28 protein-coding genes and 1 pseudogene are annotated in these 26,881 nt (G+C 40.7%); 9 read left to right on the top strand and 20 right to left on the bottom strand.

What is annotated here, in order from left to right; translation table 11 throughout:
• Window positions 1-124: 124 nt before the first annotated feature.
• Window positions 125-391 carry a hypothetical protein gene (locus V7K85_RS19355; protein ID WP_334815593.1) on the top strand — a complete coding sequence of 89 codons (267 nt, stop codon included), beginning with the start codon at window positions 125-127 and terminating at the stop codon, window positions 389-391.
• 67 nt (window positions 392-458) lie between these two features.
• Here V7K85_RS19355 and V7K85_RS19350 read toward each other — a convergent pair.
• The 3 genes and pseudogenes from V7K85_RS19350 to V7K85_RS19340 all read right to left on the bottom strand — a co-directional run.
• Window positions 459-662 (bottom strand): annotated as a pseudogene (locus tag V7K85_RS19350) (hypothetical protein); the annotation flags it as partial.
• An 86-nt stretch (window positions 663-748) separates the two neighbouring features.
• Entirely contained in the window at window positions 749-928 is a 180-nt protein-coding gene (locus tag V7K85_RS19345) for a hypothetical protein (RefSeq protein WP_334815589.1), read from the bottom strand.
• Between the two features lie 10 nt (window positions 929-938).
• A complete protein-coding gene (locus V7K85_RS19340) occupies window positions 939-1,739 on the bottom strand; it encodes an Rpn family recombination-promoting nuclease/putative transposase (protein WP_334815587.1) in 801 nt (266 codons plus the stop codon).
• A 102-nt stretch (window positions 1,740-1,841) separates the two neighbouring features.
• On the opposite strand from V7K85_RS19340, the gene V7K85_RS19335 reads away from it, so the two are divergent.
• Window positions 1,842-3,131 (top strand): lipid-A-disaccharide synthase, encoded by a 1,290-nt coding sequence (locus V7K85_RS19335; protein ID WP_334815584.1) that lies wholly within the window; start codon window positions 1,842-1,844, stop codon window positions 3,129-3,131.
• A gap of 51 nt (window positions 3,132-3,182) precedes the next feature.
• Here V7K85_RS19335 and V7K85_RS19330 read toward each other — a convergent pair whose 3' ends face one another.
• The 5 genes from V7K85_RS19330 to mutS all read right to left on the bottom strand — a co-directional run bounded on the left by V7K85_RS19330 (window position 3,183) and on the right by mutS (window position 7,855).
• Window positions 3,183-3,569 carry a hypothetical protein gene (locus tag V7K85_RS19330; RefSeq protein ID WP_334815582.1) on the bottom strand — a complete coding sequence of 129 codons (387 nt, stop codon included), beginning with the start codon at window positions 3,567-3,569 and terminating at the stop codon, window positions 3,183-3,185.
• A gap of 113 nt (window positions 3,570-3,682) precedes the next feature.
• Window positions 3,683-4,474: a DUF262 domain-containing protein gene (locus tag V7K85_RS19325; RefSeq protein ID WP_334815580.1), complete on the bottom strand. Its 792-nt coding sequence runs from the start codon at window positions 4,472-4,474 to the stop codon at window positions 3,683-3,685.
• A gap of 95 nt (window positions 4,475-4,569) precedes the next feature.
• Window positions 4,570-4,833: a hypothetical protein gene (locus V7K85_RS19320; RefSeq protein WP_334815577.1), complete on the bottom strand. Its 264-nt coding sequence runs from the start codon at window positions 4,831-4,833 to the stop codon at window positions 4,570-4,572.
• A gap of 19 nt (window positions 4,834-4,852) precedes the next feature.
• Entirely contained in the window at window positions 4,853-4,951 is a 99-nt protein-coding gene (locus tag V7K85_RS19315) for a hypothetical protein (protein ID WP_334815626.1), read from the bottom strand.
• A gap of 246 nt (window positions 4,952-5,197) precedes the next feature.
• Window positions 5,198-7,855, bottom strand: a complete 2,658-nt coding sequence (gene mutS / locus V7K85_RS19310) for a DNA mismatch repair protein MutS (RefSeq protein WP_334815575.1) — start codon at window positions 7,853-7,855, stop codon at window positions 5,198-5,200.
• A gap of 657 nt (window positions 7,856-8,512) precedes the next feature.
• On the opposite strand from mutS, the gene V7K85_RS19305 reads away from it, so the two are divergent.
• On the top strand, window positions 8,513-9,556 hold the full coding sequence (locus tag V7K85_RS19305) for a transporter substrate-binding domain-containing protein (protein WP_334815624.1): 1,044 nt from the start codon (window positions 8,513-8,515) through the stop codon (window positions 9,554-9,556).
• 97 nt (window positions 9,557-9,653) lie between these two features.
• On the opposite strand, the gene V7K85_RS19300 is transcribed toward V7K85_RS19305, so the two are convergent.
• The 4 genes from V7K85_RS19300 to V7K85_RS19285 form a co-directional block, all read right to left on the bottom strand.
• Window positions 9,654-10,118, bottom strand: coding sequence for a hypothetical protein (locus V7K85_RS19300; RefSeq protein WP_334815573.1), 465 nt, complete (start codon window positions 10,116-10,118; stop codon window positions 9,654-9,656).
• Between the two features lie 17 nt (window positions 10,119-10,135).
• Window positions 10,136-11,479, bottom strand: a complete 1,344-nt coding sequence (locus tag V7K85_RS19295) for an AAA family ATPase (RefSeq protein ID WP_442940602.1) — start codon at window positions 11,477-11,479, stop codon at window positions 10,136-10,138.
• A 149-nt stretch (window positions 11,480-11,628) separates the two neighbouring features.
• Complete coding sequence (locus V7K85_RS19290; protein ID WP_334815571.1) at window positions 11,629-11,868, bottom strand: type II toxin-antitoxin system HicB family antitoxin; 240 nt, start codon at window positions 11,866-11,868, stop codon at window positions 11,629-11,631.
• 192 nt (window positions 11,869-12,060) lie between these two features.
• Window positions 12,061-13,662, bottom strand: coding sequence for an alkaline phosphatase D family protein (locus V7K85_RS19285; protein ID WP_334815569.1), 1,602 nt, complete (start codon window positions 13,660-13,662; stop codon window positions 12,061-12,063).
• 381 nt (window positions 13,663-14,043) lie between these two features.
• Between V7K85_RS19285 and V7K85_RS19280 the strand changes: the two genes are divergently transcribed.
• Both V7K85_RS19280 and V7K85_RS19275 read left to right on the top strand, forming a co-directional pair.
• On the top strand, window positions 14,044-14,595 hold the full coding sequence (locus V7K85_RS19280; RefSeq protein WP_334815568.1) for a PEP-CTERM sorting domain-containing protein: 552 nt from the start codon (window positions 14,044-14,046) through the stop codon (window positions 14,593-14,595).
• 180 nt (window positions 14,596-14,775) lie between these two features.
• Window positions 14,776-14,901 carry a hypothetical protein gene (locus tag V7K85_RS19275; RefSeq protein WP_334815566.1) on the top strand — a complete coding sequence of 42 codons (126 nt, stop codon included), beginning with the start codon at window positions 14,776-14,778 and terminating at the stop codon, window positions 14,899-14,901.
• A gap of 160 nt (window positions 14,902-15,061) precedes the next feature.
• Here V7K85_RS19275 and V7K85_RS19270 read toward each other — a convergent pair whose 3' ends face one another.
• The gene (locus V7K85_RS19270) at window positions 15,062-16,165 is read right to left on the bottom strand and encodes an AI-2E family transporter (protein ID WP_334815564.1); all 1,104 of its coding nucleotides are present in this window, start codon (window positions 16,163-16,165) and stop codon (window positions 15,062-15,064) included.
• Between the two features lie 440 nt (window positions 16,166-16,605).
• On the opposite strand from V7K85_RS19270, the gene V7K85_RS19265 reads away from it, so the two are divergent.
• The 3 genes from V7K85_RS19265 to dcm all read left to right on the top strand — a co-directional run bounded on the left by V7K85_RS19265 (window position 16,606) and on the right by dcm (window position 18,388).
• The gene (locus V7K85_RS19265) at window positions 16,606-16,800 is read left to right on the top strand and encodes a hypothetical protein (protein ID WP_334815562.1); all 195 of its coding nucleotides are present in this window, start codon (window positions 16,606-16,608) and stop codon (window positions 16,798-16,800) included.
• 113 nt (window positions 16,801-16,913) lie between these two features.
• Window positions 16,914-17,006 carry a hypothetical protein gene (locus tag V7K85_RS36575; protein WP_442940601.1) on the top strand — a complete coding sequence of 31 codons (93 nt, stop codon included), beginning with the start codon at window positions 16,914-16,916 and terminating at the stop codon, window positions 17,004-17,006.
• A 23-nt stretch (window positions 17,007-17,029) separates the two neighbouring features.
• Window positions 17,030-18,388, top strand: a complete 1,359-nt coding sequence (gene dcm / locus V7K85_RS19260; protein WP_334815559.1) for a DNA (cytosine-5-)-methyltransferase — start codon at window positions 17,030-17,032, stop codon at window positions 18,386-18,388.
• A 92-nt stretch (window positions 18,389-18,480) separates the two neighbouring features.
• Here the strand turns inward: dcm and V7K85_RS19255 are convergent, their stop codons facing one another.
• The 6 genes from V7K85_RS19255 to pheT all read right to left on the bottom strand — a co-directional run bounded on the left by V7K85_RS19255 (window position 18,481) and on the right by pheT (window position 23,285).
• Window positions 18,481-18,612 (bottom strand): hypothetical protein, encoded by a 132-nt coding sequence (locus V7K85_RS19255; RefSeq protein ID WP_334815557.1) that lies wholly within the window; start codon window positions 18,610-18,612, stop codon window positions 18,481-18,483.
• Between the two features lie 190 nt (window positions 18,613-18,802).
• A complete protein-coding gene (locus tag V7K85_RS19250) occupies window positions 18,803-19,597 on the bottom strand; it encodes a Tab2/Atab2 family RNA-binding protein (protein WP_334815555.1) in 795 nt (264 codons plus the stop codon).
• A complete protein-coding gene (locus tag V7K85_RS19245) occupies window positions 19,594-19,869 on the bottom strand; it encodes a hypothetical protein (protein ID WP_334815553.1) in 276 nt (91 codons plus the stop codon). The genes V7K85_RS19250 and V7K85_RS19245 overlap by 4 nt, the downstream gene beginning before the upstream one ends.
• Window positions 19,870-19,978: 109 nt before the next feature.
• Window positions 19,979-20,248, bottom strand: coding sequence for a YciI family protein (locus V7K85_RS19240; protein WP_334815551.1), 270 nt, complete (start codon window positions 20,246-20,248; stop codon window positions 19,979-19,981).
• Between the two features lie 9 nt (window positions 20,249-20,257).
• Complete coding sequence (locus V7K85_RS19235; RefSeq protein ID WP_334815549.1) at window positions 20,258-20,611, bottom strand: hypothetical protein; 354 nt, start codon at window positions 20,609-20,611, stop codon at window positions 20,258-20,260.
• 211 nt (window positions 20,612-20,822) lie between these two features.
• On the bottom strand, window positions 20,823-23,285 hold the full coding sequence (pheT, locus tag V7K85_RS19230) for a phenylalanine--tRNA ligase subunit beta (RefSeq protein ID WP_334815547.1): 2,463 nt from the start codon (window positions 23,283-23,285) through the stop codon (window positions 20,823-20,825).
• A gap of 709 nt (window positions 23,286-23,994) precedes the next feature.
• Here pheT and V7K85_RS19225 point away from each other — a divergent pair.
• Window positions 23,995-25,137 carry a hypothetical protein gene (locus V7K85_RS19225; RefSeq protein ID WP_334815545.1) on the top strand — a complete coding sequence of 381 codons (1,143 nt, stop codon included), beginning with the start codon at window positions 23,995-23,997 and terminating at the stop codon, window positions 25,135-25,137.
• A gap of 173 nt (window positions 25,138-25,310) precedes the next feature.
• Here the strand turns inward: V7K85_RS19225 and V7K85_RS19220 are convergent, their stop codons facing one another.
• Window positions 25,311-26,714 carry a response regulator gene (locus V7K85_RS19220; RefSeq protein ID WP_334815543.1) on the bottom strand — a complete coding sequence of 468 codons (1,404 nt, stop codon included), beginning with the start codon at window positions 26,712-26,714 and terminating at the stop codon, window positions 25,311-25,313.
• Between the last annotated feature and the right edge of the window lie 167 nt (window positions 26,715-26,881).

The following is a 26,881-nucleotide window of genomic DNA, read 5'->3' as shown; positions in this document are numbered from 1 at the left end:
TGTGCAACTTATTCTTAGAACCCCTCTCCAAACCTCTCCCCTACAGGGAGAGAGGCTTTGATGCTTGCTCCCCAACCCTAGTAGGGAAGGGGTTAGGGGTTAGGTTTGAGAGAAAGATGTTTACGTGCCACTGGGATTAGTTGAGCGCAAAAAACAATCCAAGCATAAAGATAATGTTTCTTCAGAACAGAAGTCAGACAAAGCTCAGGGTGATATTTCTCCAGAACAGGGGTCAGAACTGTACAAGGAGACAGAAATCACCAAAATATTTGAGCATGATGCTTTTTTAGATGAAGTTCTCAAACAGAAGAACACACCTAAAAGTCAAGGTAAGCGAATTGCGATTATTGACGAACCAGGTGCAGGAAAGACAACACTGTTAAGTAGCTAGGCGTAATTAAATATAAGACGCTCAAGGGCATATCCACTATCTTATATTTAATTGTAACCACCTACTTACCACTGCTGACTCTACCATAAATTGTCTTAATTGGTATATTATTAATTTCATTGAATTTTTGGGCGGCAATCATTTCTGCTGCACATTGCCCTAAACCCGGTTTTAAATCACCTTTTTTCGCTTCTATAATCACGATGACAGGAGCTTCAATAAATATTTGTTCGGGTGAGCGGCTAATTAAAAAATTACACACTCCACTTAAATTTTGTTGGGAATGGGATCAACAAGAGCGATCGCCAACTTGCGGAATGTAGAATTTAGGATAAATCACCGATTCGCAGTATGATTTCACTGAGCTTGATTATCGTCTGTTTTAGCTTGCAATTGCTGAAGCTGAATAGTTAAACCAGTAACGCGGACAATTAATGCGATCGCTACTCCTTGATTGAGCATATTTACTGCAATTTCTTGAGCTTTTTGTTCAATACCCTGTTCAAGCCCTTCTTGTAGAATATCTTGATAAATCACAGATTCGCGCCTAATATGACTCGGCTTGATTATCGAAAGTTTTAGCCTGTAATTGTTGAACTTGTTCAATAGTTAAACCTGTGACATCTGCTATTGTTTCAATATCAATACCTTTGTTAATCATTTTGATGGCAATTTCTTGAGCTTTTTGTTCAAGCCCTTGTTCTAATCCTTGTGCAAGCCCTTCTTGCAAAATATCTTGATAAATCACAGACTCGCGCATAGTATCACTCCGCAAAATTTTTTTAATCAACTCTTTATCTAGTACTAGCCCAGCTAATACTGCTGTTGATGCAGCAACATTACTGCGGATTTGGGTGTCGTTTAGTGCTTCAATAACTTGGGCAACTTCTTCTAAAGTTCGTGTTTTATCCTCGGTTTGACTTAAAGCTGCAAACGGTAGCAAACCTGGAGAATTGAAAAATACTTCGGTTGGCTGTTCCCAAAGTCGAATTACTTCAAATCTGTGCAGGCTATTTTCTAGAACAAATTCCGTTTTATAGACTAGTTCAGAATCGCTTGGTTTGAGGTAAATCACTACCTGACGCATTCGTTTATGGGGAAATTTTCGATACACCCGCAAACGATAATCACTCATCCGAAAGGGAATATCGGCTTTGGGTACAGTTTGGAATTCAAGATGGAGAACAACCTCATCCAACTGTAATAAAATTAGTGCATCGGCGCGGATGGGTTCGAGGGATAATTCAGATGGACTAAGTTCGGTAAGTATAATTGGTTTACCGAGTAGCCATGTTGCAAAGTCGGCTGAAAATGACTCTGCGAGAAACTTGCAGACGTTATCGAACATAACCTGCAATTATATCAGTAATGTTATGCCTCTAGAAATTAGGAACGAATTAGGTAATATTTCCCTCTTGACTAATGGCCCCTAACTCCTGACCATTAACTAATGACTCAAGTAGATATTCTCATCCTATCAAATGGCCCAGGTGAGGTAACAACCTGGGTGCGTCCAGTAGTGAAGGCGTTGCGGCAAGAACTAGGGGATGACCGTTCTGTGGTGAGGATTTCTGTGGTATTATCACCTTGCTCAAATGCCAGTGGTAAAGAAGCAGCGATCGCTCTTTCTTACCCAGAAGTAGATAGAGTACAGGGAGCAGAGCATTTTTGGCAATTTTTGCTTTGGGGCAAAACATTTGAAAATTGGGACTGGAGAAGTCGCGGTGTAGTTGTTTTCCTCGGTGGCGATCAAATTTTCCCCGTAGTTATAGGCAAAAAGCTCGGATATCGTACAGTGGTTTACGCCGAATGGTCAGCCAGGTGGCATAACTGGATTGATCGCTTTGGCGTGATGAAATCCGAAGTTGCTGCCCGTGTCCCCCAGAAATATGCTCACAAATTTACCGTTGTCGGTGATTTGATGGTAGAAGCAGCAGGTGAAGCAGGGGAGAGCCTAGATTCAAATTCCCCTTTGCCTATCACTTCATCATTCAAAACTGAATTGATTGGTTTACTGCCTGGATCAAAAGCGGCAAAATTAGCCCAAGGAGTACCATTAACTCTAAGCATTGCCGAATACGTTCACGCAAAAAGACCTCAAACCAAATTTGTGATTCCTGTAGCCCCAACTTTGGATTTACAAACTTTAGCTACTTTTGCTGATCCTCAAAAGAATTCTATTGCTGAAATCTTTGGCTTTGGAGGTGCTTGCTTAATTGTCCCAGAGGATGCTACAGGCAAGGCATTGCTCAAAACAGCAACGGGCTTAACTGTGGAACTTTGGCAAGAAAATCCTGCCTATGATTTATTATCCCAGTGCTGCATCTGCTTGACTACGGTGGGGGCAAACACTGCCGAACTCGGTGCTTTAGGAGTGCCAATGCTTGTTTTGCTGCCAACTCAGCAACTTGACGCCATGCGTTCTTGGGATGGTTTACCTGGGTTGTTGGCAAATCTGCCAGGAGTAGGTACGCCTTTTGCCAACGTGATTAATTGGCTATTCCTAAGATTCGTGAGACGCAAAGGTTTATTAGCATGGCCAAATATCTGGGCACAGGAAGAGATAGTGCCAGAACTTATGGGTAAACTTCAACCGCAAGAAGTTGGGGAAATGGTTTTAGACTTTTTGGCGCATCCAGAAAAATTGGATGATATCCGCGCTAAACTCCGTAATATTCGCGGCGAAAGCGGTGCAGCCCAGAAGATAGCACAGATTGTTGGTGAGGAAATTGGGAAGTAAAGGGAATGGGAAACAATTCAGAATTCAAAATTATTCCTTCACTTCTTCTACCTAATCCGAAGATTCTCCATCCCTGCGCCCAAGTTCATAAATGCCAGCACCCATACAAGCTAAGATACCTGTACTAATTCCCCAGCTTTCACCTAAACTAATTTCCAGAACCCAGTTACATAAAGCACCAACTACCAAAAAAGGCACAATGCTAAATAATGAAGCGTAGAAAGAGTTTTGAGATTCTCTAGCTTTACGAGTCTTTTCAAATTCTGATTGGCTGGTATAAAGCGATCGCTCGGCAAAGTTAAACCAGCGGTTGAGTTGCTCGATTACCCATTCATTGACTCTGGAAAAAGCTAGATATAGCGCCAATGACCACAAACTCGCTCCGGCGATCGCGATCGTGTCTAACTCAAAGCGGAAAGGCAAAATTTCAGTCAGCATGGCTTATGGGAGTACTGCAAAGGGTCAACTTTAGCTGTCAGTAGATGCTAAATAAACCTCTTGTGCAATTTTAAGCATAAAGGTTGACAAGATTTCAACTACTTGGCAACTCTTTAGGCTAAAACTTTTTTTGGTAATGTCACAAAGCCTTTAAGCATATCGGTAGGCGCAAGAGATAGCCCCCCGTCATTCATCGTTTCAAAAATGGTATAGGCATCCTCGTCAGAGTAAGCTGTAATCTCAACGATGTGGACATTCTCTATTAGCCAGTCAATAAAGTAAGGTAAAGCTTCTTTAGTTAAATCTTGTGGAAAATATTGTTTAATATCGACATAACGCGCAACAATATTCTTTACTGACTCCGGTTGATCAGTGTCATCAAAATGAGTCTCGTTGAAGAGGGCTTCCATATAAGCATTACGCTCCTCAACATTTAAATTAAAAGACTTCTTATCATACTTTTGGGAGTAAATTAATTCTTTAAGCTTTCCTTCATCCGTGTGTTCTTTTTGAAGAATATGCAGAAAAATTAGCAATAGGGTTAAGGTAGTCAACCGTTGCTGTCCATCAATAATGAATTTTTGACTTTCCTTATGGCTAATAATAATTGACCCCAGGAAGTAATGCTCGTATTTTTCAACAGCTTGGCGTTCATGGCTTGGCTCAAAGTCATTAAGGAACTTGCCTGCTAGGTCTTCTAGAAGTTCTTGAAGCTGTTTAGTTTGCCATTTGTATTCTCGTTGGTAATAATCAATGGCGTATTTATTACCACTGAGAAGTTCACGAATAGTTTTAGCGTCGCCCCGAATCTCTCTATGTGTCATGCTTCCCCCACTAACAATCTGACATAAAACACCTTCTGTCTCTGCTTCTAAAGCAAAGATATCTGCTGCTATTTCTTCCAAATTTAGCAACGGTTTGAACGTACAGTAGACGATCGCATCTCAAGTTGTAACAGTTTAAAGTACTGTGGTGTCTGCTTTGTAATAAAATAAGAGCCTTAATTTTTATCCAACTTTTGACGCAACTGCTGATAAATCACTTCTAACCACACGGTAATCACAGGCTTACCTTCATCCAAAGATGCGATCGCTTTTTTTCTGTTAGACTCCACAAGCTTAAGCGATCGCTCCTGCACTTCCGACAACAACATAAACCGCTTACCTTTACCTGAAATAAATAACTCTGGCTCTGGGTCTTTCAGCTTTTTCAGCGTGGTACTGGCTATGTCAAAACTTAACCCCACAGATAACCAATATGACATTGCAGCCAGTTCCACTAAATTAGACTTGGAGTAATATAATACTACGTCCAGTCCCATTCTCACTGATGACAGGAACAATCACCCCCCTTTCTCGCCAATACTGTAGCTGACGGAGGATGCAGCCTGTGATGTCAGCAGCTTCCTTGCTTGTAAAAATGTCTCCTCTCCTGCATACAATTTATTTTACAGAAGGCTTGTTTAATACAACTGTATTAGTATTAGACAATATTGTTTTAAGATGATTAGTCAAATTACTATTCAGTGTCACACAATTTCACGACATAAATTTGTTAATGCGGACATTCTTTTGACAATACAGAAATTAATCTGTCAAGGCAGATAAATAATTAGTCAATCGACAAAATCAATCCATATTTTGCAGTCCCATCGCAATCTTACTGTGTTTCTCAATTTGTCCCATAACTTGTTTTGCTCGTTGAATCACCACCGCTGGTAAACCTGCCAACCTTCCCGCTTCAATCCCATAAGACTTATCAGCGCCTCCCGGTTGGACTTGGTGCAAAAAGATAATTTGGTCGGGTAATTCCTTCACCGTCACCTGATAGTTAGCCACATTCGGCAGAATGCTAGCTAGTTCATTTAACTCGTGATAGTGAGTCGCAAAAATCGTTCGCGCCCGAATATCCACTGCTATATACTCCGCCACCGCCCAAGCTATGGAAAGACCATCAAATGTCGCTGTTCCACGACCAATTTCATCTAACAGTACCAGCGACCTAGATGTGGCATGGTTGAGAATATTTGCAGTTTCATTCATCTCCACCATAAACGTAGATTGACCAGTTGCAAGATCATCTACTGCACCTACACGAGTGAAAATGCGATCGCATATTCCCAATTTGGCAAACCTAGCTGGTACAAAACTACCAATTTGTGCCATTAACTGAATCAATCCCACCTGACGCAAATAACAACTTTTGCCACTCGCATTTGGCCCGGTGAGGATAATCAAATCTGGATTGTCATTTGTCCTTTGTACTTGGTCATTTGTCATTTGTTCTTGGTCATCTGCTAATGACATAGGGGCTTCGCCTTCCCGCAGGGTATGACTAATGACTAATGACTCTTGACCCAATTGAGTCGAATTTGGCACAAAGAAACCCGCAGGTAAAGACTGTTCCACCACCGGATGACGCCCATCAACAATGTTTATCTCCCTTCCTGGCAACATTTCTGGACGACAGTAACCTTGATGCACCGCCAACTCAGCTAACCCACACAACACATCTGCCGCTGCCACTGCACGAGATAGATTGCGAATTACTTCCGCCTCTTGTGCTACCTCTTCCCGCAACGCCGTAAAAATCTCATATTCCAACTGATTTAAATCATCCCGCGCCGTGAGAATCCGGGCTTCTCGTTCCTTCAAATCAGGGGTGATGTAACGTTCTTCATTGGTCAGGGTTTGCTTGCGGATATAATTAGCGGGTACTTGATCAGCTTTGGTGCGGGAAATACTGATATAATAACCAAAAGTTTTGTTAAACCCTACCTTCAGTGTCGAAATTCCCGTCTTAGCCCTCTCATCAACTTCTAAATTGGCAATCCATTGCTGATCCGCTTCTACAGTCGCCTTTCTCTCATCCAACAGGGAATTCACGCTAGGGCGAATTAATCCGCCTTCTTTGATTAGTATGGGTGGTGACTCCACAAGATGCGCGTGTAACTTTTGTGCTAATTCTTCCAACACACTTGGAACTTTCTGCAAAGCCTTCAGGAATGGAGAACGCGCCTCAGTTACTAAGCTGGATAATTCTGGTAAGCGTGAGAGGGAATCTGCCAAAGCTACTAAATCTCTAGCATTAGCTGTGCCAGAACCCGCCCTTCCCGTCAAGCGTTCCAGATCATAAATTTGGCGTAATAACTGCCGCAAATCTTGACGCAGAGGCGTATTTTCCATCAATTCTTGGATGGTATCAAGACGTGCCCGAATGCCTTTAATATCAAGTAGCGGTTGCAATAACCACCGCCGTAAAGCCCGCCCACCCATCGCTGTACTAGTTCTATCTAACGCCCAAAGAAGGGAACCGTGATAAGTGCCATCCCGGACGGTTTGGGTAATTTCCAGGTTACGGCGGGTTTGATTGTCAACAATTAAGTAGTCGGTGACAGTGTAGGTGCAAAGTCTTTGAAGGGTAACTGGGTTTTCTTTTTGAGTATCTTCTAGGTATTCCAGAAGACCACCAGCTGCACGAACGGCAAGGGGAAGATGATCGCAACCGAGTCCTTCGAGCGATCGCACCTTAAATTTCTGCAATAATCTAGGTCTAGCTTCAGCTTGGGAAAAAGGAACTTGCGATCGCAAACTATAGCAAAATGATGCTGGCAAACATTGGGGGAGATGGGGCGAAGTTTCTCCCGGACGCAGCAAACTACCTAAATCGGGCGCATTTGTCGGAACCAGCACCTCTGAAGGTTGCAAGCGCATTAATTCCTGTGTCAGATGTTCTAAATCACTACCTTGAGTCGTGAGAAATTCACCTGTAGAGATGTCTGCATAGGCTAAACCCCAATGGTTTGCGGCAATTACTACTGCTGCTAAGTAATTATTGCGACTGGATTTGAGCATTCCCTCTTCCAGCAAGGTGCCAGGGGTAAGAATGCGCGTTACCTCTCGCCGCACCAATCTACCAGCAGCTTCAGAAGCATCTTCTACTTGGTCGCAAATTACTACTGCATAACCTTTTTCTACCAGCATCGTCGTGTAGCGTTCCCAAGCGTGGTGCGGAACACCAGACATCGCCACTCGTCCCTGTTCCCCAGCTTGCTTACTAGTGAGGACTAATTCCAATTCTTGTGCTAGTTTTACAGCATCTTGGAAATAGCATTCAAAGAAATCTCCTACCCGATACAGCAATACTGCGTGAGGATATTTATCTTTCGTCTCGACATAGTGCAGATACATTTGACTTAGCTTACTGCGGTCTACCTGTCGATGGTCGGAAATAAAAGTACTCGCGTCGGGCTTGTTAGATGGAGTTTCAGAGTGAGAAGCGGTCATAGATGCTATTGGGTTACGCACGGAAATTCCCCAATCTCTGATGATAGCTTGATGTTAGAGATCAATAGCGATCGCTCAAGAATTTTTTACTCTTCGTTATATTAGCTTGTTGATGTAGCCATTGTTGCTGTTAAAGTGGTAAATAGGCGATGGCTTGTCTACGACACGCTACGCGAACGCCAACACCTTCGGTGAACGCAGTATGGCGAAGCTTGGCGAACTTTAGCTACATTCAACAACGTTAAAAGCTTCAAAGCGTGTCTCCTTCTAGTTCTTTTTTCATACTTGCCATTTTTTGAATGACAGGTAGCTGTCTTTAACTGGATATACAAAGTTTCTTTAGAAATTTGCTTTACATTCTGATATTGTGCGATCAAACGCTCAATTCCATCTTCCCTAAATTCCTCCCCATAAAATTCTCTTAAAGCATCAATATCAGCATTTATTATAAGGCAGATCGGTTTTTTTTGTGGTTGTTTTAGTAGACAATTGGTGGGAAAGCGCCTTTAATAAAAGCTTAATTCGGATAGTTGAATGAATGCAGTAATCTTTTGCTTAAATCTGTCAGCTAGTAAGTGTGGAAGAAAGAACACAAAGAACCAAACTAGTAAGTCCCTCATACTGAATTGCTGGAAGTGGTTGGGAGTTGGATTTTTGGTGTTGGTGCTAATGCCGAGTCAGGTGTTAGCCCAGAAACCAACGAAACCTCTACGCGTGGCGACGGGATTAGCCACACCCTTTGTCTTTGAGAAAAACGGTCAAATTACTGGATTCAGCATTGATCTTTGGCATAGCATCACTGACGAGATGAATGTAAAGTCCGAGATATTTGTTAATCCAACGACTCAAGATTTGCTGTCTGCTGTTAAATCTGGTAAGGCAGACGTGGGAATTGGCAATATATCTATCACTGCCGAGCGAGATAAAGACTTTGATTTCTCTCAACCGATGTTTGAATCAGGACTTCAGATTTTAGTACTAAATCATCAAAATGGTGTCAGATCAGTACCTAGTTTATTAGCAGTGATTTTCTCACCTGCCCTAATGCAGCTTGTTGGCATCATTTTGGTAATTATTCTTGTGCCAGCCCACATTATCTGGTTTTTTGAACGCCACCGTTCTGAAGGAATAATCCCAACGTTGTCCTACTTTCCTGGTATTTTCAAAGCTTGCTGGTGGGCAGCAGCAACCCTGGCTACCCAAGCTGACGAAATGCCTAAGAGTGTAATCGGACGGGTAGTAGCCGTAGTCTGGATGTTTACCAGTGTTGTTTTTGTTGCCTACTTTACGGCTACAGTGACTACTTCGCTAACGGTGGATCAACTACAGGGAAATATTAAAGGTCCAGATGACCTAGTGTCCAAGCGTGTCGCTACTGTCATCAATAGTACATCGGCAACTTACCTGCATGAACAAAACATTCAGGTTCTAGAGTTCAATAAGGTTTCCCAAGCTTATGATGCACTCTTACAAGAAAAGGCAGAGGCAGTTGTTTTTGACGCGCCTGTTCTCCTTTACTACGCGTCTGGTGAAGGCAAAGGAAAAGTAAAAGTTATTGGCAGTGTTTTTCGCAAAGAGAACTACGGCGTTGTCTTTGGGGCAAATAGTCCCTATCGAAAGCCTGTTAATAAAGCCCTGCTAACACTACAAGAAAACGGCACTTATCAAAAGCTTTATCAAAAGTGGTTCAGCACCAATTGAACAACAGTTTCACTTTAGTTTTATGGTGCGATCGCTCAAAAATATCTTACCCTTTTGTCCGGCTGCTTCGGCGTGTAGGTGGAAGTGGTGGAGGTGGTTATTGGGATTTTAGCTTGTCATCATCAGTCAAAAATTCTACATTAAAACCCTTTTGGTGATAGTGCCAACCCAAGATTACAATACTGGCATCACCCATAGAAGTCTTTTCTACAGCTTGATTGGGGAACTTAGCGGCTAACTCTTTCAATTCTTTCTCTTCCCAAAGAACAATTTGCTCACGGAACTTAGCCCAAGGTGTGGTTTCATCAGCTGCATCACTTATGATTTCGGCAAATTTTTTAGCTGCTATACGTTTACTTTCTGAATTTGCTGTTTTAGCCTGTGCAATGTGATTACCTGTTTCTATAACAGCAGCTAAAGGAAGTACCAGCGTTGTTGATTTGGCGATTTCTGCCTGAATTTTTTGATTTACACGCTCAAAATCCCATTGATTATTACCAGCAGTTTCTCTACCTGGAACTTCTAACCAAACGCATAAAAGCGATGTATCGATGAGTAGCACCTTTCTGATATTAGTAACTATTCATTACGAGAAAGGCTTCTTTCAATTGCACCCATAGTTGTCATATCACCCAAAGAATATGATGCAAATAACTTAGAGAAATTATCAATATCTTCTAAAAGCGTAAGCTTGCTTTCTCCAGTTTCAGAATCGCGGTGTGCGACAACCACAAAAGGAACTATCTCTGGGCCTAAAGCATCAAGTAAAGCTGGGTTATGGGTAGTAATTAAAATATCAATTTTTCTTTTGCTGCCAATCTCTCGCAGTATTCTCACCAGTAATTCTGCACGTGATGGATGAAAACCGTTATCTATTTCTTCAATTACTATTTGACTACCTTCTGGTCGGATTAGTAATGCTGTGATAATTGCTAAAAAGCGGAGAGTTCCATCAGACATAGTTTTAGCATTTATTAATGTCGTCTCTCCAGGTTTCCATTCTTCTTCACAATAAAGCATCGCCTCAGTTTTAAGGGGAGCAACTGCTTCTGCAAATATTTTTTTTATATCGCCATCTGGTAAATTATTGACATAGGCAGATAGCGTTGCTTCTACTTCTACTTTACGCTCATCAGGTAATGCAGTGAGTACACCAGCTATATTTGACGCATCACTTTGCAAGACATCAGAGATTGATGAATAATCTCGCATTTTAGAAGGAATTGGATTTATAAAAAAAATATTTTCAAGACTATTAACAACCAAGTCATATTCTTTCAGTAATGGATGAACCAATGAGTCAATTTGTTTATCTCTATTATTAAAATGCTCTATAACTTTTGATTTTACCTCTTCTAGTAGTTGAATATTTTCATTAATAGATGCAATTAATGATTCTCCATTAGGAATCTTTTTTAATTTTTCTATATCACTATTATTTAAGTTTTTTAATAATGATGTCTTATCAATAATTTTTGTAAAATCTGAATTAATAGAATTTTTTGTTTGATTAATTTGTTCTTTGACTTCATAGTAAGGAATTAATGCTTTTTTAATACTTGGTAGTAAAGATTTATGGGAAATATATTCTTTATCCAAATCTTCTCTATTGTTATTTTTATTAATTTCATTTGGAGGCTCTATTATATTTTCTATCAAAATCTGAGCAATAGGTTTGGTTTGTACTGTAATGCTATAAAGGTAATCAATATTTTCATTCTCTCCCTGAATTAAGACTTTTAATGTAAACTGAGTTTCAGGTTTAAGTGCAGCCCACTCTATACCACCGCGAATAGATGGAAGTGTTTTATTTCCTGCTAAAGCTGCTTCAATATTCTCACCTCTAGCAATTCTTTGTAAAAATTCCAAAGCTTCAACTACATTAGATTTACCACTTGCATTTGTACCAATCAAAACAGTCAACGGGTCAAGTGGAAGCTCCGCATAACGGAAACTTTTCCAATTTTATAGGATAAGTTGCTTAAGCATGACCAACTCCAAAAATGCTAAAAATTTACTTTTACTATTTCGATAGACTTAATACAAAAATTTGCGCTCCTCTGCGTTTAAATTTAAACCTTCAATTTGCTAAGGTTGATACCAGCAATTGCGGGAATTGTTAACCCTAAATGTAACCGTAGCGCTAGCCAGTCACTTAAAGTTTCTTTTAACTCCTGCCTACATCCTTCTAGGGTTTTATAATTTGCCCAGACTCCTTGTAAGCTTGAAATTTCACCCCAATAAGTTTGATCATCTTCAATGATCTCATAAATCGCTAGTTCTATTGCTTGGTCAATGTAGCTTGCCAGCATAACAATTAAAAAATCCGGTACTCTACCTAAATTTAACTCCTAACAGTGGCGTAAGCAAAGCCCGCCGCAGGCATCGCTCAAAGTTTTTCATTCTTCAATATCTCAGCAAAAAACAGCAAAGCCAGCAGATAGAGTAAAAAATTGCGTAATTACTCTATCCAACTGGCTATATTTCGCTGCGCTTTTAGCAATTTATTTTTCTGATGGCAAATCTACGCTGTAAAGAGTCTTCCCTACCAAGTTACGCAACGTTACCGTCATCACCTTTGTATAAGCATCAATTTTCACTCCTCCAAAAAATTGGAAACCTTCACTTGGGGGTCGATTTGCTTTCGTCCCTGGAGGAAGGCTTTGAAATATCAATTGCGGGCCAAAGGTATTTTCCAATTGGTTGGGCCCAAATGTGCCAGAGTTCAGAGGCCCGGCGACAAACTCCCAAAAAGGCTTGAAGTCGGTAAACTGTGCTTTGGCAGGGTTGTAATAATGGGCTGCTGCATAATGTACATCAGCAGTTAACCAAACAACATTCTGGATATTCTTGTTTTTGATAAATCGTAGTAAATCTGCAAGTTCTAGTTCTCTTCCTAAAGCCGGGCCGTCTCCGTTAGCCCAAGCTTCAAAGTCTGTGCTACCATCTCTAACTATCAGTCCCAAAGGCATATCACTAGCAATTACTTTCCATGTTGCTTTTGATGACAGCAATTGCCTTTTTAACCATTGTATTTGTGTTGTGCCCGCAAATGCTGTGTCTTTACTTAATACTGGCTGATTATTAGGGCTATTTGGCCCCCGATAGGTGCGCTCATCCATCATGAAAATATCTAATAATGGCCCATGCTTGAAGGAGCGATAAATTCTCGCTTTGTCTGGCTCATTGGTTGTATACCCAATAGGCAGATATTCCAAAAATGCTTGTCTTGCTCTTTGGGATAACAAGTTAACATCCTTAACTGTATAACGGTCATCGTTGAGGATAATTTGCCCAGGATACCAATTGTTCCTTGTTTCGTGGTCGTCCCACTGTGCCAATATCGGAACTTCGGCGTTGAAACGCTTGATGTTTTCATCCAGCAAATTGTATATATAGTTGCCACGAAATTCGCTGAGAGTCTCTGCTACTTTGGATTTTTCTGGTGTAGTGATGTTTTTCCAAATAGTACCGTCGTCTAAAGTTACTTGTGATTGAATGGGACCATCGGCATAAATATTATCGCCAGAATGAATGAAAAAGTCGGGATTAAGTTGGCGCATAGTTTCGTAAATTTTCATCCCACCGAAATCAGGATTAATCCCCCATCCCTGACCAGCAGTGTCGCCACCCCAAACAAAGAATATATCTCGCCCAGATTTGGGGGGAGTTCGGAAAGTGCCTTTGACAGGAGCGCTGTAGCTGCCTTTATAATCTAAGTCTTGGAAGATTACCCGATAAAATAATTGTTGGTCTGGTGGCAGGTTCCTCAGATAAAGTCGTGCTGTAAAGTCACTATTTTTTAAAGCATTGGGCCCGACAACTCGCTGCACATTGCGAAAAGATTCGCTGGTAGAGTATTCTACGATCATTTTGGCGGGGCGATCGCTGCGACTCCAAATGACAATGCTATCGTTGCAGATATCTCCGCTAGCTACGCCATAAGGTATAGCAGGACGCATTTTATCTGAGGTGATAATGGCAGGTGCTTGGGCAAAAACTTGAGATTTTGATAAAAAATTTGTGGCAATAATTCCACCTGCTGTGATAGTTGAACGGAGCAAAAACTGGCGGCGGTTTAGCTTCAATGAGTGATTAGATTCCATGCTAAATAATGGCAAGCTTAAGAAGTATTACAGGATAAGTGTTTAGCACATTCTGTTATCCCAACAAGTAAAGATTGAGTTATCTAAGGGTTAATAAAATTTCTCTAATAATTTGATAATTTTACTTAATATAAATTAATTACCATCTGCTCTTTACCTTTGATTAAACTCTGCTTAAACTCATAACCTCAAAATAATTTAGCTACAAGTATTTGGTAACTTATTTCCTTTCTTGGAACAGGATTAATAAATAATAATTACTGTTTTAATCAGTGAGAAAACCTTTGGAAATAAGCAAGGAGATAAGAAAGTTAGAGTCAGCTTATTTCTAAACTTTGCAGTCTGCATTGCTTGCAAAAATTTATCATGAGGAAAACTGAGATGAAATTGCTTCCACGATTAGTGTTTGCTGCTAGTATTGCTCTGAGTTTGACTACTATAGATGCCAAATCTGCATCTGCTGCACTTATTAATTACACATTCACTGTTGATAGTCCTATAAATACAGGAAAAGGCTTTTTTAGCTTTGATGACTCAACTTTTAGTAATGACAACATTCCAGAAGCGCTAGTTAAGTCGCTTTCTTTGCAATTTGATGGAGATTCCACTGTTTACACCGAACAAGATGATTTAAACTACCCAGACTTTCCCATAGTATTTTCAACGACATACTTAACAGGACAAACATCTTCTGTGGGATTAGATTATACATTTGATCAGAAAGCTAATCTTTCCAGTTCTAGAAGTTACGAAATCGTTGGTGAGGATTTTACAATTTTTTCCAGCACTTCTCCAAATACTGAAATCTTCTCTGGTAAAATTTCTTATAAAAAAGTACCTGAGCCTACAACATTATGTGGTACTCTTTTTGCTTGTGGTCTTGGTTGGATATTGAAGAGAAAGGCAACATCAATCAAAAAGGTTAAAGTTTAACCTTTGTTTTGGGGACAGCTAATATAGTTTGTAGTAATATCAAATCCGGTAGCATCTGAATGATTAAAAAACCGCAGAGACGCCGAGGGCGCAGAGCAAGAGGAAGGAGGAATAATTCCGATATAAACGGATTTGATATAACTCATTAAAAATAATCAATAATTAATTCAATATTAAGTAATGAAGTACGATCAATTCGTACTTCATTCTTTATTTGCCGATGGCTCAGAGTTTTTCATTCTATGTAATAAACATGATCGTAAAAAAGCGATCGCAGTCAGAAAAGTAGATGAGCTAGACCTCTAGTTTGGCACAAATTTACTCAATCTCATTAGATTGTACCAACAATGTTATTCTGAACCAGAAGCGAATATTAAAACTGCGATCGCCCAAATTTAACTGGATTTTTTCAGCACTGATCTTCCCCGTCTTCATTGTCAGTTTTTTTTCACTTACATATTGAATTTTAACTATAAGTTCCTGCTCTCTCAGTAATGACTTTTACAGGTTCTGACACGATATCATCTAGCTTATTAAACTCTCCAGCCCGCCAGCTATCTGTTATATCCTTGATAAAACTAGCAATAGGAATCGCAATTAACAAACCTAGCACTCCTCCCAACTTTGCCCCCAACAACAAAGAAATTACCACCCACACGGGATTTAAACCAGTCAAATTGCCGAGAATTCGAGGTGCAATAAAATTAGAATTAACTTGGTCGATCGCAACAGCTACACCTAAGACTTCCACTCCTAACCAAAAGTTTTGCAACGCCACCAACAAACTTACTATGGCAATACCTACTCCCGTACCAAAGGGGAAGAGAGAAAACAAACCAATACCGATGCCAAAAAGTAGAGCCAAGGGAACTTGCAGCGCCAAAAACACCAGTGTAATTGTCACCCCTAACACAGCTCCCAATGTTGCTTGACCGATAAAGTAATTGTGGAAATCCTCTCGCAGTAATTTCCGCACTTTTAACCCAATATTAGGGGGAAACCACTGAAAAATCCCGTCCCAAAGACGTTCGCCGTTTAATATTAGGTAGATAGTCAGCACTACTGTCAGCAGCACGTTGAGGACAATACCAATGGTATCGACGGCAAAACTGAGAATTCTACCAGTGAAGGACTGAAGTTGGTTAGATAATCGGTCGAGAACTTGGGTAAATAAACCACTTAAATTAATCGGAAGCTGTTGTTGACTTAACGCCCAATCCTGGAAAGCTTGCAGCTGCTGAGTACCAGAATCAATCCAACTGGGCAAAATATTAGCTAGCTCGTTGATCTGTTGGATAATCAGGGGAACTAAGGTGATCCCTAAACCCACTAAAATCACTACAGTCAAAAGCAACACTCCTGCGATCGCCAGGTTGCGTTTTACACCTTGTTCCTGGAGAAACTGGATTGGATAGTTCAAGACAAAAGCCAGTAGAATGGCGGCGGCAATAACGCTGACCAAGGGTTGAAAATACTGCACAACCTGGAGCAATAGCCAACCATTGAGAATGGCAATAGGAAATGCCAATCCTATAGTTAACCATCGCGGGAGTTTGTTTGCTGATTGCATTAGTGGTGACTCCACAAAATCTTGAAGTTTATTTGGGCTTTTGGCTACTAGACTCATAAAAAAGCATATTGCTATCTAAAAGATAGGGCTATTAGTCAACAAACTATAGAATATTAAATTATTTAGTTAGGTAAACTGAGAATCAAACTCTTTTTGTATACGGTGGATGTAGTAGTGCGTTCCCTGAAAGGGTTGCCGTAGGCATCGCACTGCCTTCTATTATATTGACCTGACACACCTAATCCCATAACTGCCAAAATAGCAATGACAAAAAACCCATAGCCCAGACTAGATTAATGAACTTGCGCGTGCGATTATTGTTAGTTAAGTTCTATTTAAGCTCCATTACAGCTAGTTGGGCCCTGCTGCAAGCTGATAGAACATGGAAGCTTCAGGGGAGTCTAAACCAAAACCGCGTGTCGGTTGTTTGAGTGTAGGTATTGAGAAGGAACCTTAGTGAAACTGCGATCGCGCCAACAATTACCGCCAAATCGCCTGAGATTATTGAAGAAACCATCACACCATTAATTACCGCCACATCACCTAAAAATGATGAAACTGCGATCGCACTACTTACCGCCACATCGCCTGAGATTGGTGAAGCACCATTAATTACCCCACATTCCGCAGGTTAGTTAAAAAAGAAGATAATATTTTCGACAAGGAGCACCAAAAAACTGGAGAATCCATTGCCAATCCCTTGGTTAAGTTGGCAATTTACTTGATTTGGGCAAATGTAACCAAATGAATGTTTATTTGTTCATATAGTCATTGTACAGTGGCATTTTCTCTTAAAGAGCTTGATGTGCTTTGTAGTTTTTTAAAGGAATATTTTTTGTAAAAACAAATAAGCCTACGTAATATATGAAATTTTGGGATAAAAGTAACTTATTATCTATGCATAAAATTCGGTTTGTAGATTTATTTTCAGGAATAGGAGGAATTAGATTAGCCTTTGAACAGGCGGCTGATTCTTTAAATATAGAAAGTGAATGTGTTTTCAGCAGCGAAATCAATTCAGATGCTCAATTAGTTTATGAAAAAAACTTTGGTCAAAAAGCCTTAGGTGACATTCGATTAATTGATCAACTACCAGAACATGAATTTTTATTAGCTGGGTTTCCTTGCCAGTCTTTTTCTCATGCTGGCAAAAAAGAAGGGTTTGTCGATACACGAGGCACGCTATTTTTTGAAATAACAAGATTACTCGATACCTATAAACCACAAGCTTTTATTTTTGAAAATGTCCGAGGGCTTTATAGTCATGATCAAGGACAAACCTTAGCAACAATTAAGCATGAAATTAAAAAAAGAGGTTATAGTTTTCATGCTTTTTTACTCAACAGTGCAAACTTTGGCTTACCGCAAAATCGTGTCCGCATTTATCTGGTAGGAATTTTAGATGCTTCTCCCACTTTTGAATTAATTTCTGACGTGGGGCCTAAAGACTCGCATTCATATAATCCTCAGCAGTTATCTTTGTTTTATCCACCAAAAAAATCTGTGACTGTTGCCGACATTTTGGAAAGTAATCCAGATGAAAAATATAATTGCTCACAAAAGTTTGTCAATGCCTTAAAACGAATATTTAATAATGATTTAAATCGCTTACATGGGATAAGGCTGATTGATTATCGGGGTGGAAACTCTATTCATTCCTGGGATTTAGGATTGCGTGGCGAGTGTAGTGCCGAGGAAATTGAACTAATGAACCGTTTCATATTAAAGAGGCGGAATAAAGAATTTGGACAAGAACAAGATGGCAAACTATTAACTCAGGAGCAAATAGCTAGCTTTTTTGAACATCCCAATTTAGGGGAAATTCTGAATTCACTAGTTACCAAAAAATATCTAAGATTTATTATTGATAAATATAAACCTCTATCGGGTAACTTTTCATTTGAAGTTTATAAGTTTGTAGATCCAAATAAAATTTCGGTAACGTTGGTTTCTAGTGATGCTAATAGATTGGGAGTTTATCACAATCAGAGAGTGCGGCGATTAACTCCGCGAGAAGCTGCAAGGCTGCAAGGTTTTCCTGATACTTTTATACTTCATCCCAATGATGATAAGACTTACCATCAACTAGGAAATTCTGTGAGTATTAATGTAGTTAAAGCTGTGGCTCAGGAAGTGATCATGAAAGCCTTATATCATACTCAAGAAAGAATAGATACTGGGCAATCACTTTATTCCTTAACACCCTTAAACCACAAATCCTAGAACTACATTTATGCCATCCTTAACAAGACTATCCCAAGCAGCAATTTTAGCTTGATATTCTGGATCTTCAGCATCTTGCTTGAGGGCTGCAATCATTTGTGCTGCCAAAATTTGGCGGCGTGTTCTGCCAGCAGTGTATTGATGTATGCACTACGATTACCCTGTGCATACTGATCTACAAATCGCAGAATATCTTCTTCTAAGGTAATTGTGACTTTCAGCATCTATATGAATTTTTAGTATTACTATTTAGTATGATTTTATCATCATATAATTTGCCGAATCTATGCACCTTACCGAAGAAAGGTAAATGATAGTAAAGCGTAGACGTGTAAAGGCTTGCCGTCATTCATCGCTTTAGTCTATTTTTTTAGCTATAGAAATTAAGCGGACAAATATTTTTGGCAATCAATATCAATCTTCTGCCCGCAACAACCAAAAGCCGCTATAAGTCATCCCGGAATCATCGGGTTGCACTAACAAAAAATGCAATCCTTGGCTTTGCTGTTTCCGTTGTTCAAATGCTTGCGCTGCTGTTGTAACTTCTGGATCTTCAAATGTGGCAACAATCCACCTATCCACCAAGCCAGCCTCTAATATTAAGCCATCTGGTGCGCCAGATATGTAGTTCAAGCCTACGGGACGGGCTTGCTGCAACCACCGTGCTAGGCGCATCGATTGCCGTCCACCATAAATTACTACACCAGGGACGGGAACTGTTGACGCCAAACCCAAATTGATGGGTTTCAGAAATTCTGGTATATGCAAAATGGGAATGGGGCGATCGCTAAACCTCGTTTCCACATCACTAGCAGCCAGAGTCGCAAAACGCCATTGTTCTCCCCAGAGGTTTTCTGGTAATGGTGCTGGGGGCGGTTTATCCAGCACTGAAGGATATTGCTTTTCTTCTAACCACTGCTTCAACGCCAAAGTGTGGCGGGTAGGTTCGACATTAATACTTAAATTGCGTCCAGCCGCCTCAATTAAGCTTAAAGACTGAGGACGAAACACCTGAATCACATCTGGCAATTTTTCACCAGCGGCGAATTCAAGTTGAGCAGCAACCCAATTAGAATTTGCTGCTGACTGGAGACAGGTAGCTTTATACTCAAAGCTGCGAGTTGCGTCACAAATCAACAACTCCCATAAAATTTGTCCAGATGCATCTGACAACGGACGACGATAAAAATCAGCCTGCCAAATTTTCATACGCGGGAAGTGGGTAGTGGGGGAAAAGTAGGCGAACAGAGGGAGCAGGGGGGCAGAAGAGTGGAGTTCAAAGACTCATTCACCAGTATCAAAGACTCGTTAGCGAGTATAAAAGACTCGTCAGCGAGTATCAAAGACTCATCGGCGAGTATCAAAGACTCGTCGGCGAGTATCAAAGACTCGTCGGCGAGTATCAAAGACTCATCGGCGAGTATCAAAGACTCATCGGCGAGTATCAAAGACTCATTCACGAGTATTAAAGACTCATTCACGAGTATTAAAGACTCGTCAGCGAGTATTAAAGACTCATTTACCTAGTATCAAAGACTCGTCAGCGAGTATTAAAGACTCATTCCCCATGCGCCATGCCCAGTGCCCAATTCAAAAAGCCTGAATCCACTCTTTAACAGAATATTCCGTCCAGATGCCATTTTTCCAGTAGGGATCATTTTCAATCAAGTGGCGCACAGTGGCTTCGTCTTCAGCTTCGTAAATTCCAAAAACTTTTGTAACATCTTTGGTGGGGCCAATGGTAATCAGCACACCGGATTCTTTCTGTTTTGCTAATCCGTCTAAATGAGCTTGACGGTAGGGGTCGCGTTTTTCGATAACGTCTTCGCAGTAAGTTCCCCAGACTACATATTTAGGCATAATTACTTGTTACTCCTGCTGGTTAATAAGATATTGTTCTGCCAAAAGCTTGAGTCGATCTCCTTCTAAAATGAGATTGTCAATTGCTCCTTTGATTTCAAGGTATGGCTGACGAGATAATTTCTTTTCTCTTTCAATTGCACGTCGAGTTTCTGCCCTCAACCTTCCAGCCCACTTGTGTTTCCCAAAAATGTCCAAGCCAACCGACACAACACTATCTGTATGAGATTGACTTGCTTCATGATGAATATTACGTATATTTGCATTAACCTCCTTTTTGATCGCTCTGAGTTGCTTTTGTAATAAAGAAATTTGCTTAACCTGTAGTTTGACTGATTTAGGACTATCAAGTGTGAGAGACATCTGTGATTGCGTCTGCTGAATTTGTTGAGTTATTTCCAGCGTGTTTATAATATGCCCCGATCTAGAGTTTAAAATTTTTGGCTAATCTTTACAGAAGAATATGAGGCAAAGCCTCAAGTAAAGCATTCCCAGGTTGAACCTGGGAACTAGACCAAAAAACTCCTAACTCCAAACTCCAAACTCCAAACTCCCAACTCCAAACTCCCAACTCCTAACTTCTCAAGTTGACGCCGAATTTTTCCACCAAGGCTTCGCGGACTTTATTGTGTACTGGTTCAACTTCGGCCTCAGTAAGAGTGCGATCGCTAGCCCGATAAACTAAGCGGAATGCTAAACTCCGTTGTCCTTGGGGGACATTTTCGCCGCGATATTCATCAAACAATTCCACCGATTCCAGCAAATCTTTACCCGCTTTGGTAATTACTTTTTGAATTTCGGCAACTGAGATTTTCACGGGTGCGAAAAAGGCGATGTCGCGATCGCTAGCTGGATAGGTAGAATAGGGCTGGAATGTTGGCACAATAACTTCATCTTCTCCCAGAGAATCTAAAAGCACATCTAGATCCAACTGGAAAACATAAACGGAATCTGGTAAGCCTTTTTCTCGTCGCAATTGGGGATGGAGTTGCCCAAAAATCCCCAGTCTGTTACCCTGAATCCACAGGGAAGCGGTGCGTCCTGGATGTAAGCGATCGTCGCGGCGATCGGGTTGAAATTCGATTTGCAAGCCAAGTTGCCGAAATACACTTTCTAAAATGCCTTTGGCTTCAAACCAGGTGATGGGTTCTTCACGTCCACTTTTTGACCATTTGCCAACAGAAATATCGCCTCCCACAATCCCAGCAAGGGCTTCTGTTTCTTGCAAACCGTCTTCTTCTCGCCAGAAAATTTGCCCGATTTCAAAGCCGTTAAGGGCACCATTACTCTGCTCTAAATTATATTGAAAGGCATCAATCAACCCAGATAGCAAATCGGTTCGCAGCGCTGAATATTCGACAAATAAGGGGTTTGACAGGACTATATTTCTGTCTTCTCCTGGTTTGACTAAAGAATAGTGGATTAATTCTGTCAACCCTTGAGCCCGCAGGAAAGCTCGTAACTTGCGAATCAGTTCCTCATCTAAAGGCAGATAGCCAGCTTCCGCTTTTTCTGGTAAGGTATCACAGAATTTGTTGTAGCCATAGAGACGGGCAATTTCTTCAATTAAATCAATTTCTCGCTCTAAGTCGCGGTAACGATATGGTGGTACGGAAACTGACCATGTACGTTGATGTGTAGTATCTTGTTCTGGGACATCAGCTGAAGGAGTTAACTGACATCCCAAGGCAGTCAGGATGCGCTCAACATCTTGTTTTTGGAGTTCTCCTGTGTCCTCTCCCAATTCGATTGGCCCCAGTATCTGATTAACTCGGTCTAAACGCAGTGCGATGGAACGACTCCAGGTAGATGGATGAGGGCGGGTGTCGGCAATTTCCTGGTGGACAAGAATTCCACTAGCTAACTCGCTAATTAAGGATAAAGCGCGGCGATTAGCTACTTCCAACTCAGCCCGGTTAACTCCCCGTTCATATCTGCCAGAAGCCTCACTTCTTAATCCTGTACTGCGGGAAGAACGGCGAATTGCCACAGAATCAAATAAAGCTGCTTCTAAAACTAAACTTTGAGTCCCTTCATGGACTTCTGTTTCTTGTCCACCCATGACTCCCGCCAATGCAACGGGTTTTTCGTTAGCGGTAATTAACAAATTTTGGGTTGATAGGGTGCGAGTTTGTCCATCCAGGGTTTTGAGGGATTCTCTAGCAGTGGCAAAGCGAACGCCAATTGTTAAATTTTCACCACCTGCAACAGATTGTAGGCGACTCAAGTCAAAGGCGTGCAGTGGTTGTCCCCATTCCAACAAAACGTAGTTAGTAATGTCCACCACATTACTTATGGGACGTACCCCAGCCGCCCGTAAACGCTGTTGCAACCATTCGGGAGATGGAGCAATTTTGACCTGTTCAATTACCGTACCAATGTAGGCAGGACATGCTTGGGTATCGGCAATTTTTAAAGCTAAATTTCCGGCATTTTGGGTAATTGATAGTTCACCCGGTTTAGAAATGCTCAACTTTCCACCCGTCAAAGCTGCTACTTCCCGTGCTACACCTACCATACTCAGAGCATCAGCGCGATTAGCAGTTGCAGTGAGGTCTAAAATTACATCATCTAGACCCAACAACGGACGGACATCACTACCCAATGGTAAATTTTCCTGGGTAAAAATATGAATTCCGTCTACATCAGTGGGCAAACCGAGTTCCTTTAAAGAACAAATCATGCCCTGAGATGCGACACCACGCAGTTTCGCAGGTTTAATTTTTAAATCGATGTTGGGTAAGTAAGTACCCGTACTTGCTACTGGCACATAGATATCTGCCTTGACATTGGCAGCACCACAGACAATATTTAAAGTCTCATCTGCACCGATATCGACTTGGCAAACACTCAATTTATCGGCGTTGGGGTGAGGTTGACGCTCAAGCACTTTCCCGATAACCACGCCATTTGCCCAAGTGCGGCGGTCTTCAATCTCTTCTACCTCAAACCCCGCCATTGTCAGGGTTTCGGCTAATTCTTCTGGACTAAGTTTTATCTCTACTAGTTCGCGCAGCCAATTTAGAGAAATACGCATGGAGTGTGATTGTTTTAGGAATCGTCTTTTGCTCTAATTTTAGGGTGTTTACTAGCGATCGATGGCTACTCGTCCCGCAAAGCGTACCCTTTCATTTGAACAATCCTACTACGTTAGATTAGCAGAACAATCTCTCATGCTAATCTTTTCTTGGCGTCTTGGCTTCTGTGAATGTGGGAGATATGTTTGAGCCAACTAGATATATTAGCCCGCTTATTCGCCACCAGTTTTTAAATTTTAGAAAGAAAGAACTTAACGGCATCAGCGATCGCAGAACTTGAATCTTTAAAACTCGATAAAACCTCATAAGTAATATTTTGTCACTCAAAAGACTACAAAAATCAAGCTTGACTCTTTTTTGTAGTGTAATTGCATTGTATTGTAGTACTCAAAAGAGGTAAATTTGCCCTGTTTGAGCCGAAAAAGCACTACTAAAACAGCCTCTAAAGCATTCACCATAAGGATTATCGGGCAATTTTGCTGAAATCTGCCTAAACAATATCAAAAGAATGGCCAATTCCATCTAAATTTTATTCATTTTAAATGTAAATCTGATTTTGTATAGTTTTGCTAGGTGTGGTACTTGCTGTTTTTATCAGTATTTCTTTATTGAAGATGAAAGTTAAAAAATGCTTTCATTCTTGTCGTTGATCTTCCTCTTGATGGATGAATTTCAGTTTGAGTAATAAGTAATAGGAGTTTAATTCTAATGGCAACTTCTGACAATAGCAATCAAACAACTGCCGGGTCACAAGGTAGTAGCAATTCAACTGGTAATGGCAATTTTTCTTTCAGTGATGGCAAATGGCAGTCCACCGATGGCAGCAGTTTAGATGGTGGCGGTAGCTTTGGTGGCGCTGCTAGTGGTAGTAATATCTTCGCTTCCTTCATTGGTGGTGGCAATTCATCCACAATCAGTAAAGATGGAAAGTACGCCTACAATTACGAGCGACCACTCGACAAGCGGGCTTTAACTGATACTAATAATCCGTTCAATCAACTGATCGGAGTCCTTGGCGGTGATACCAGCGCATTAGGTGGTAGCACATCTGGTGGTGGTAGCAACCCCTTTGCTGGTGGTAGCACATCTGGTGGTGGTAGCAACCTCTTTGCTGCTAGTAACGCATCTGGTGGTAGTGCCTCTAGTGCTAACAATACCGCGGCTAGCGGCAACCTCCCTGGTAACTTACCATTTGGCAGCACTCCCCCCTCTAAGGAAAGTGGTAGCAACCTACCTGAAACAGGCAACGGTCTACCTGTACCTTATAACAGCGACAACTGGGTATTTGATATTCAAAACTTAGATGGTGCAAATGCTACTGATAACAGTGGTCAAGGTAACGGCAACTGGTTATATGGTAGTAACAACACAACCGATGGTAATGGTAACTGGAATTTTGGTAGTAGCAACACAACCAACGGTAACGGTAACTGGAACTACGGTGATGATGGCAAAACTGAAGGTAATGGCAACTGGAGCTTTGGTAACGAAAACACAACCTCCGGTAATGGTAACTGGAACTTAAGCAATAACAACGACATCTTTGGTAATGCCAATACACAGACTAGTAGTAACAATGACATCCTTGGTAATGGCAACACTGCTAGTGTAAGTAACAGCCATCTCCTTGGAAATCGGATTGAAGCCAGTGGTGATGGCAAAACACTCGTTGGTAATGAAGGCTGGAATTTTTCTGATAGTAGCGAACTGATATCGCTAGGTAGTACTACGCCCAACCAAGGTATCGGCACTGATGTCAGCAGTTTACTCAGCAGTCCTGATCTTGTAACATCCGCCATGTCAAATCCAGGCTACAACAACCCGAATTATGATTTCTCTGCCATATCCTAAAACTTTGTAGCAGACAGAAGCCAGTTTTTGCATCGGTTACCCTGTCTATTGTGTTCCATTTACAAGCTTCCAGGCTATTTGCAATTAATGTGGGTTCAGCCCAATACTACTCGCTTAAGAAATTTAATTGATTTATCTTCACTAGCTCAAAGTCGTTAGATTTTGTGGTTAATTTAAGTCAAATGCATAAAGATTATTTTCAGTAATTCGGCGCGAGTAAACGGTTTAGTCAGATATCCAGATGCCCCGACTATTTTCGCTTTTACTTTGTCTACAATTCCTTTACTCCCAGTGACAAAAATGATCGGAGTCTTCTGAAAAATTGAATTATTTCGTATAATCCGACATAACTCATAACCATCGATTCCTATCATGTTTAAATCCAGCAAAATTAAGTCTGGTTTGTGCCTTATAATTGACAAAACGGCTTTTACGGGATCGTTGATAGTTACTACAGAAAAGTTTTCCTTTTCTAAGAAATAGCTAATTTCTTTGAGAATTGTGGGGCTATCATCTACAGAAACAATTTTGTGGACTTTTTCTGCCGTTACAGTAGCAGCCGTTACTCTTTGGTAAGCAGGATTTATGTTATTTGATATTGTTGGTCTCTGAAAGTTTTCTTTGGGAGGAGCAGAAATCTGTAGTAATCGTTGAACAGGAGCTATGTTCTCTTCAGAAATATCTGGGTAAGACTTGACGCTACTACTTAGTTTTTCTTTAGTATCAACTAATGTAATTAATTTTGAGAAAAGCGTAGGCGTAGCCCGTCGTAGATATCGCTCTTCAAATATCTTTGGTAATTTATCATATGGTGGATCAGGTTCATGCAAGATAATCTCGCCCTTAACGATGTAAGGGTATAAATTGCGAACCAGTTGGATTTCATCTTGATTCAAAATTGCAGCTAGATGACACAGGCTGAAACCCTTCATCCAATTAGTTAAATTTGGCTGGAGATTTGGGAAATCTTTTTGCTCAAGTTTGCTGTTAATCAACAGATATGGACGTTGATATGGAGAGGAAATTTTCGGAACAAAAGCCTGCCAATTCTGTAATCTTACTTGGCAACGTTCTAGAATTTTTTCTACATCTAGCCGACAAATTTTTGGCATTCTATTAAGTGGTTCTGTTAATTCATAAGTACCTTCTTTGATTAGCAAAAATGATTCAATCACCTCTTTAACCAATTCTTGAATCAGCGCTGCTGCTTGTGTAGAATGTAGATGTTGTTGACTAATAAGCCAGGATATAGCCTGATACTCAGGAGGGTGGCTTCTCGAATTGCTGTCATGTTCGATTAACTGACTGTGTGAGTCAGATTCAAACATCAAACGTAATTGAACACGAACCTCACTCGTAAGTAGTGGAATTTGGTGGCTAAGGCGACGCAAATTACGTTCTAATCGATCAAAGGGTTCCACTGAATGAGTAGCGTAGGTTATTTTGCCCTGTTCTAAGTAAATCAACCAAGAAACTGAGTTACTCAATGCTTGTAAACAAGTACTGTCGGAGCAATTGGATAACTGTCTTAACAAACTTAAAGGACGTAGTTTGGTGAATGCACCTGAATTATTCATATTTTTCAAGTTTTTTTGCGGAATCAACAACCGAACATTTGTAAATTGAAAATATCAGCTATGAAATATTCTCTTCTTTGTAATATTTCTCTACTCACAAATTATTTTTTTTAAAATATGTATATATATGTTAAAAATTATAATTTTTATAAATACTTTGTTATATT

The organism is Nostoc sp. (genome assembly GCF_036917615.1).
In the GTDB taxonomy this organism is placed as follows: domain Bacteria; phylum Cyanobacteriota; class Cyanobacteriia; order Cyanobacteriales; family Nostocaceae; genus Nostoc.
The sequence above is the reverse complement of the archived record's forward strand: the minus strand, read 5'-3'. Positions and strand labels throughout refer to the sequence as shown.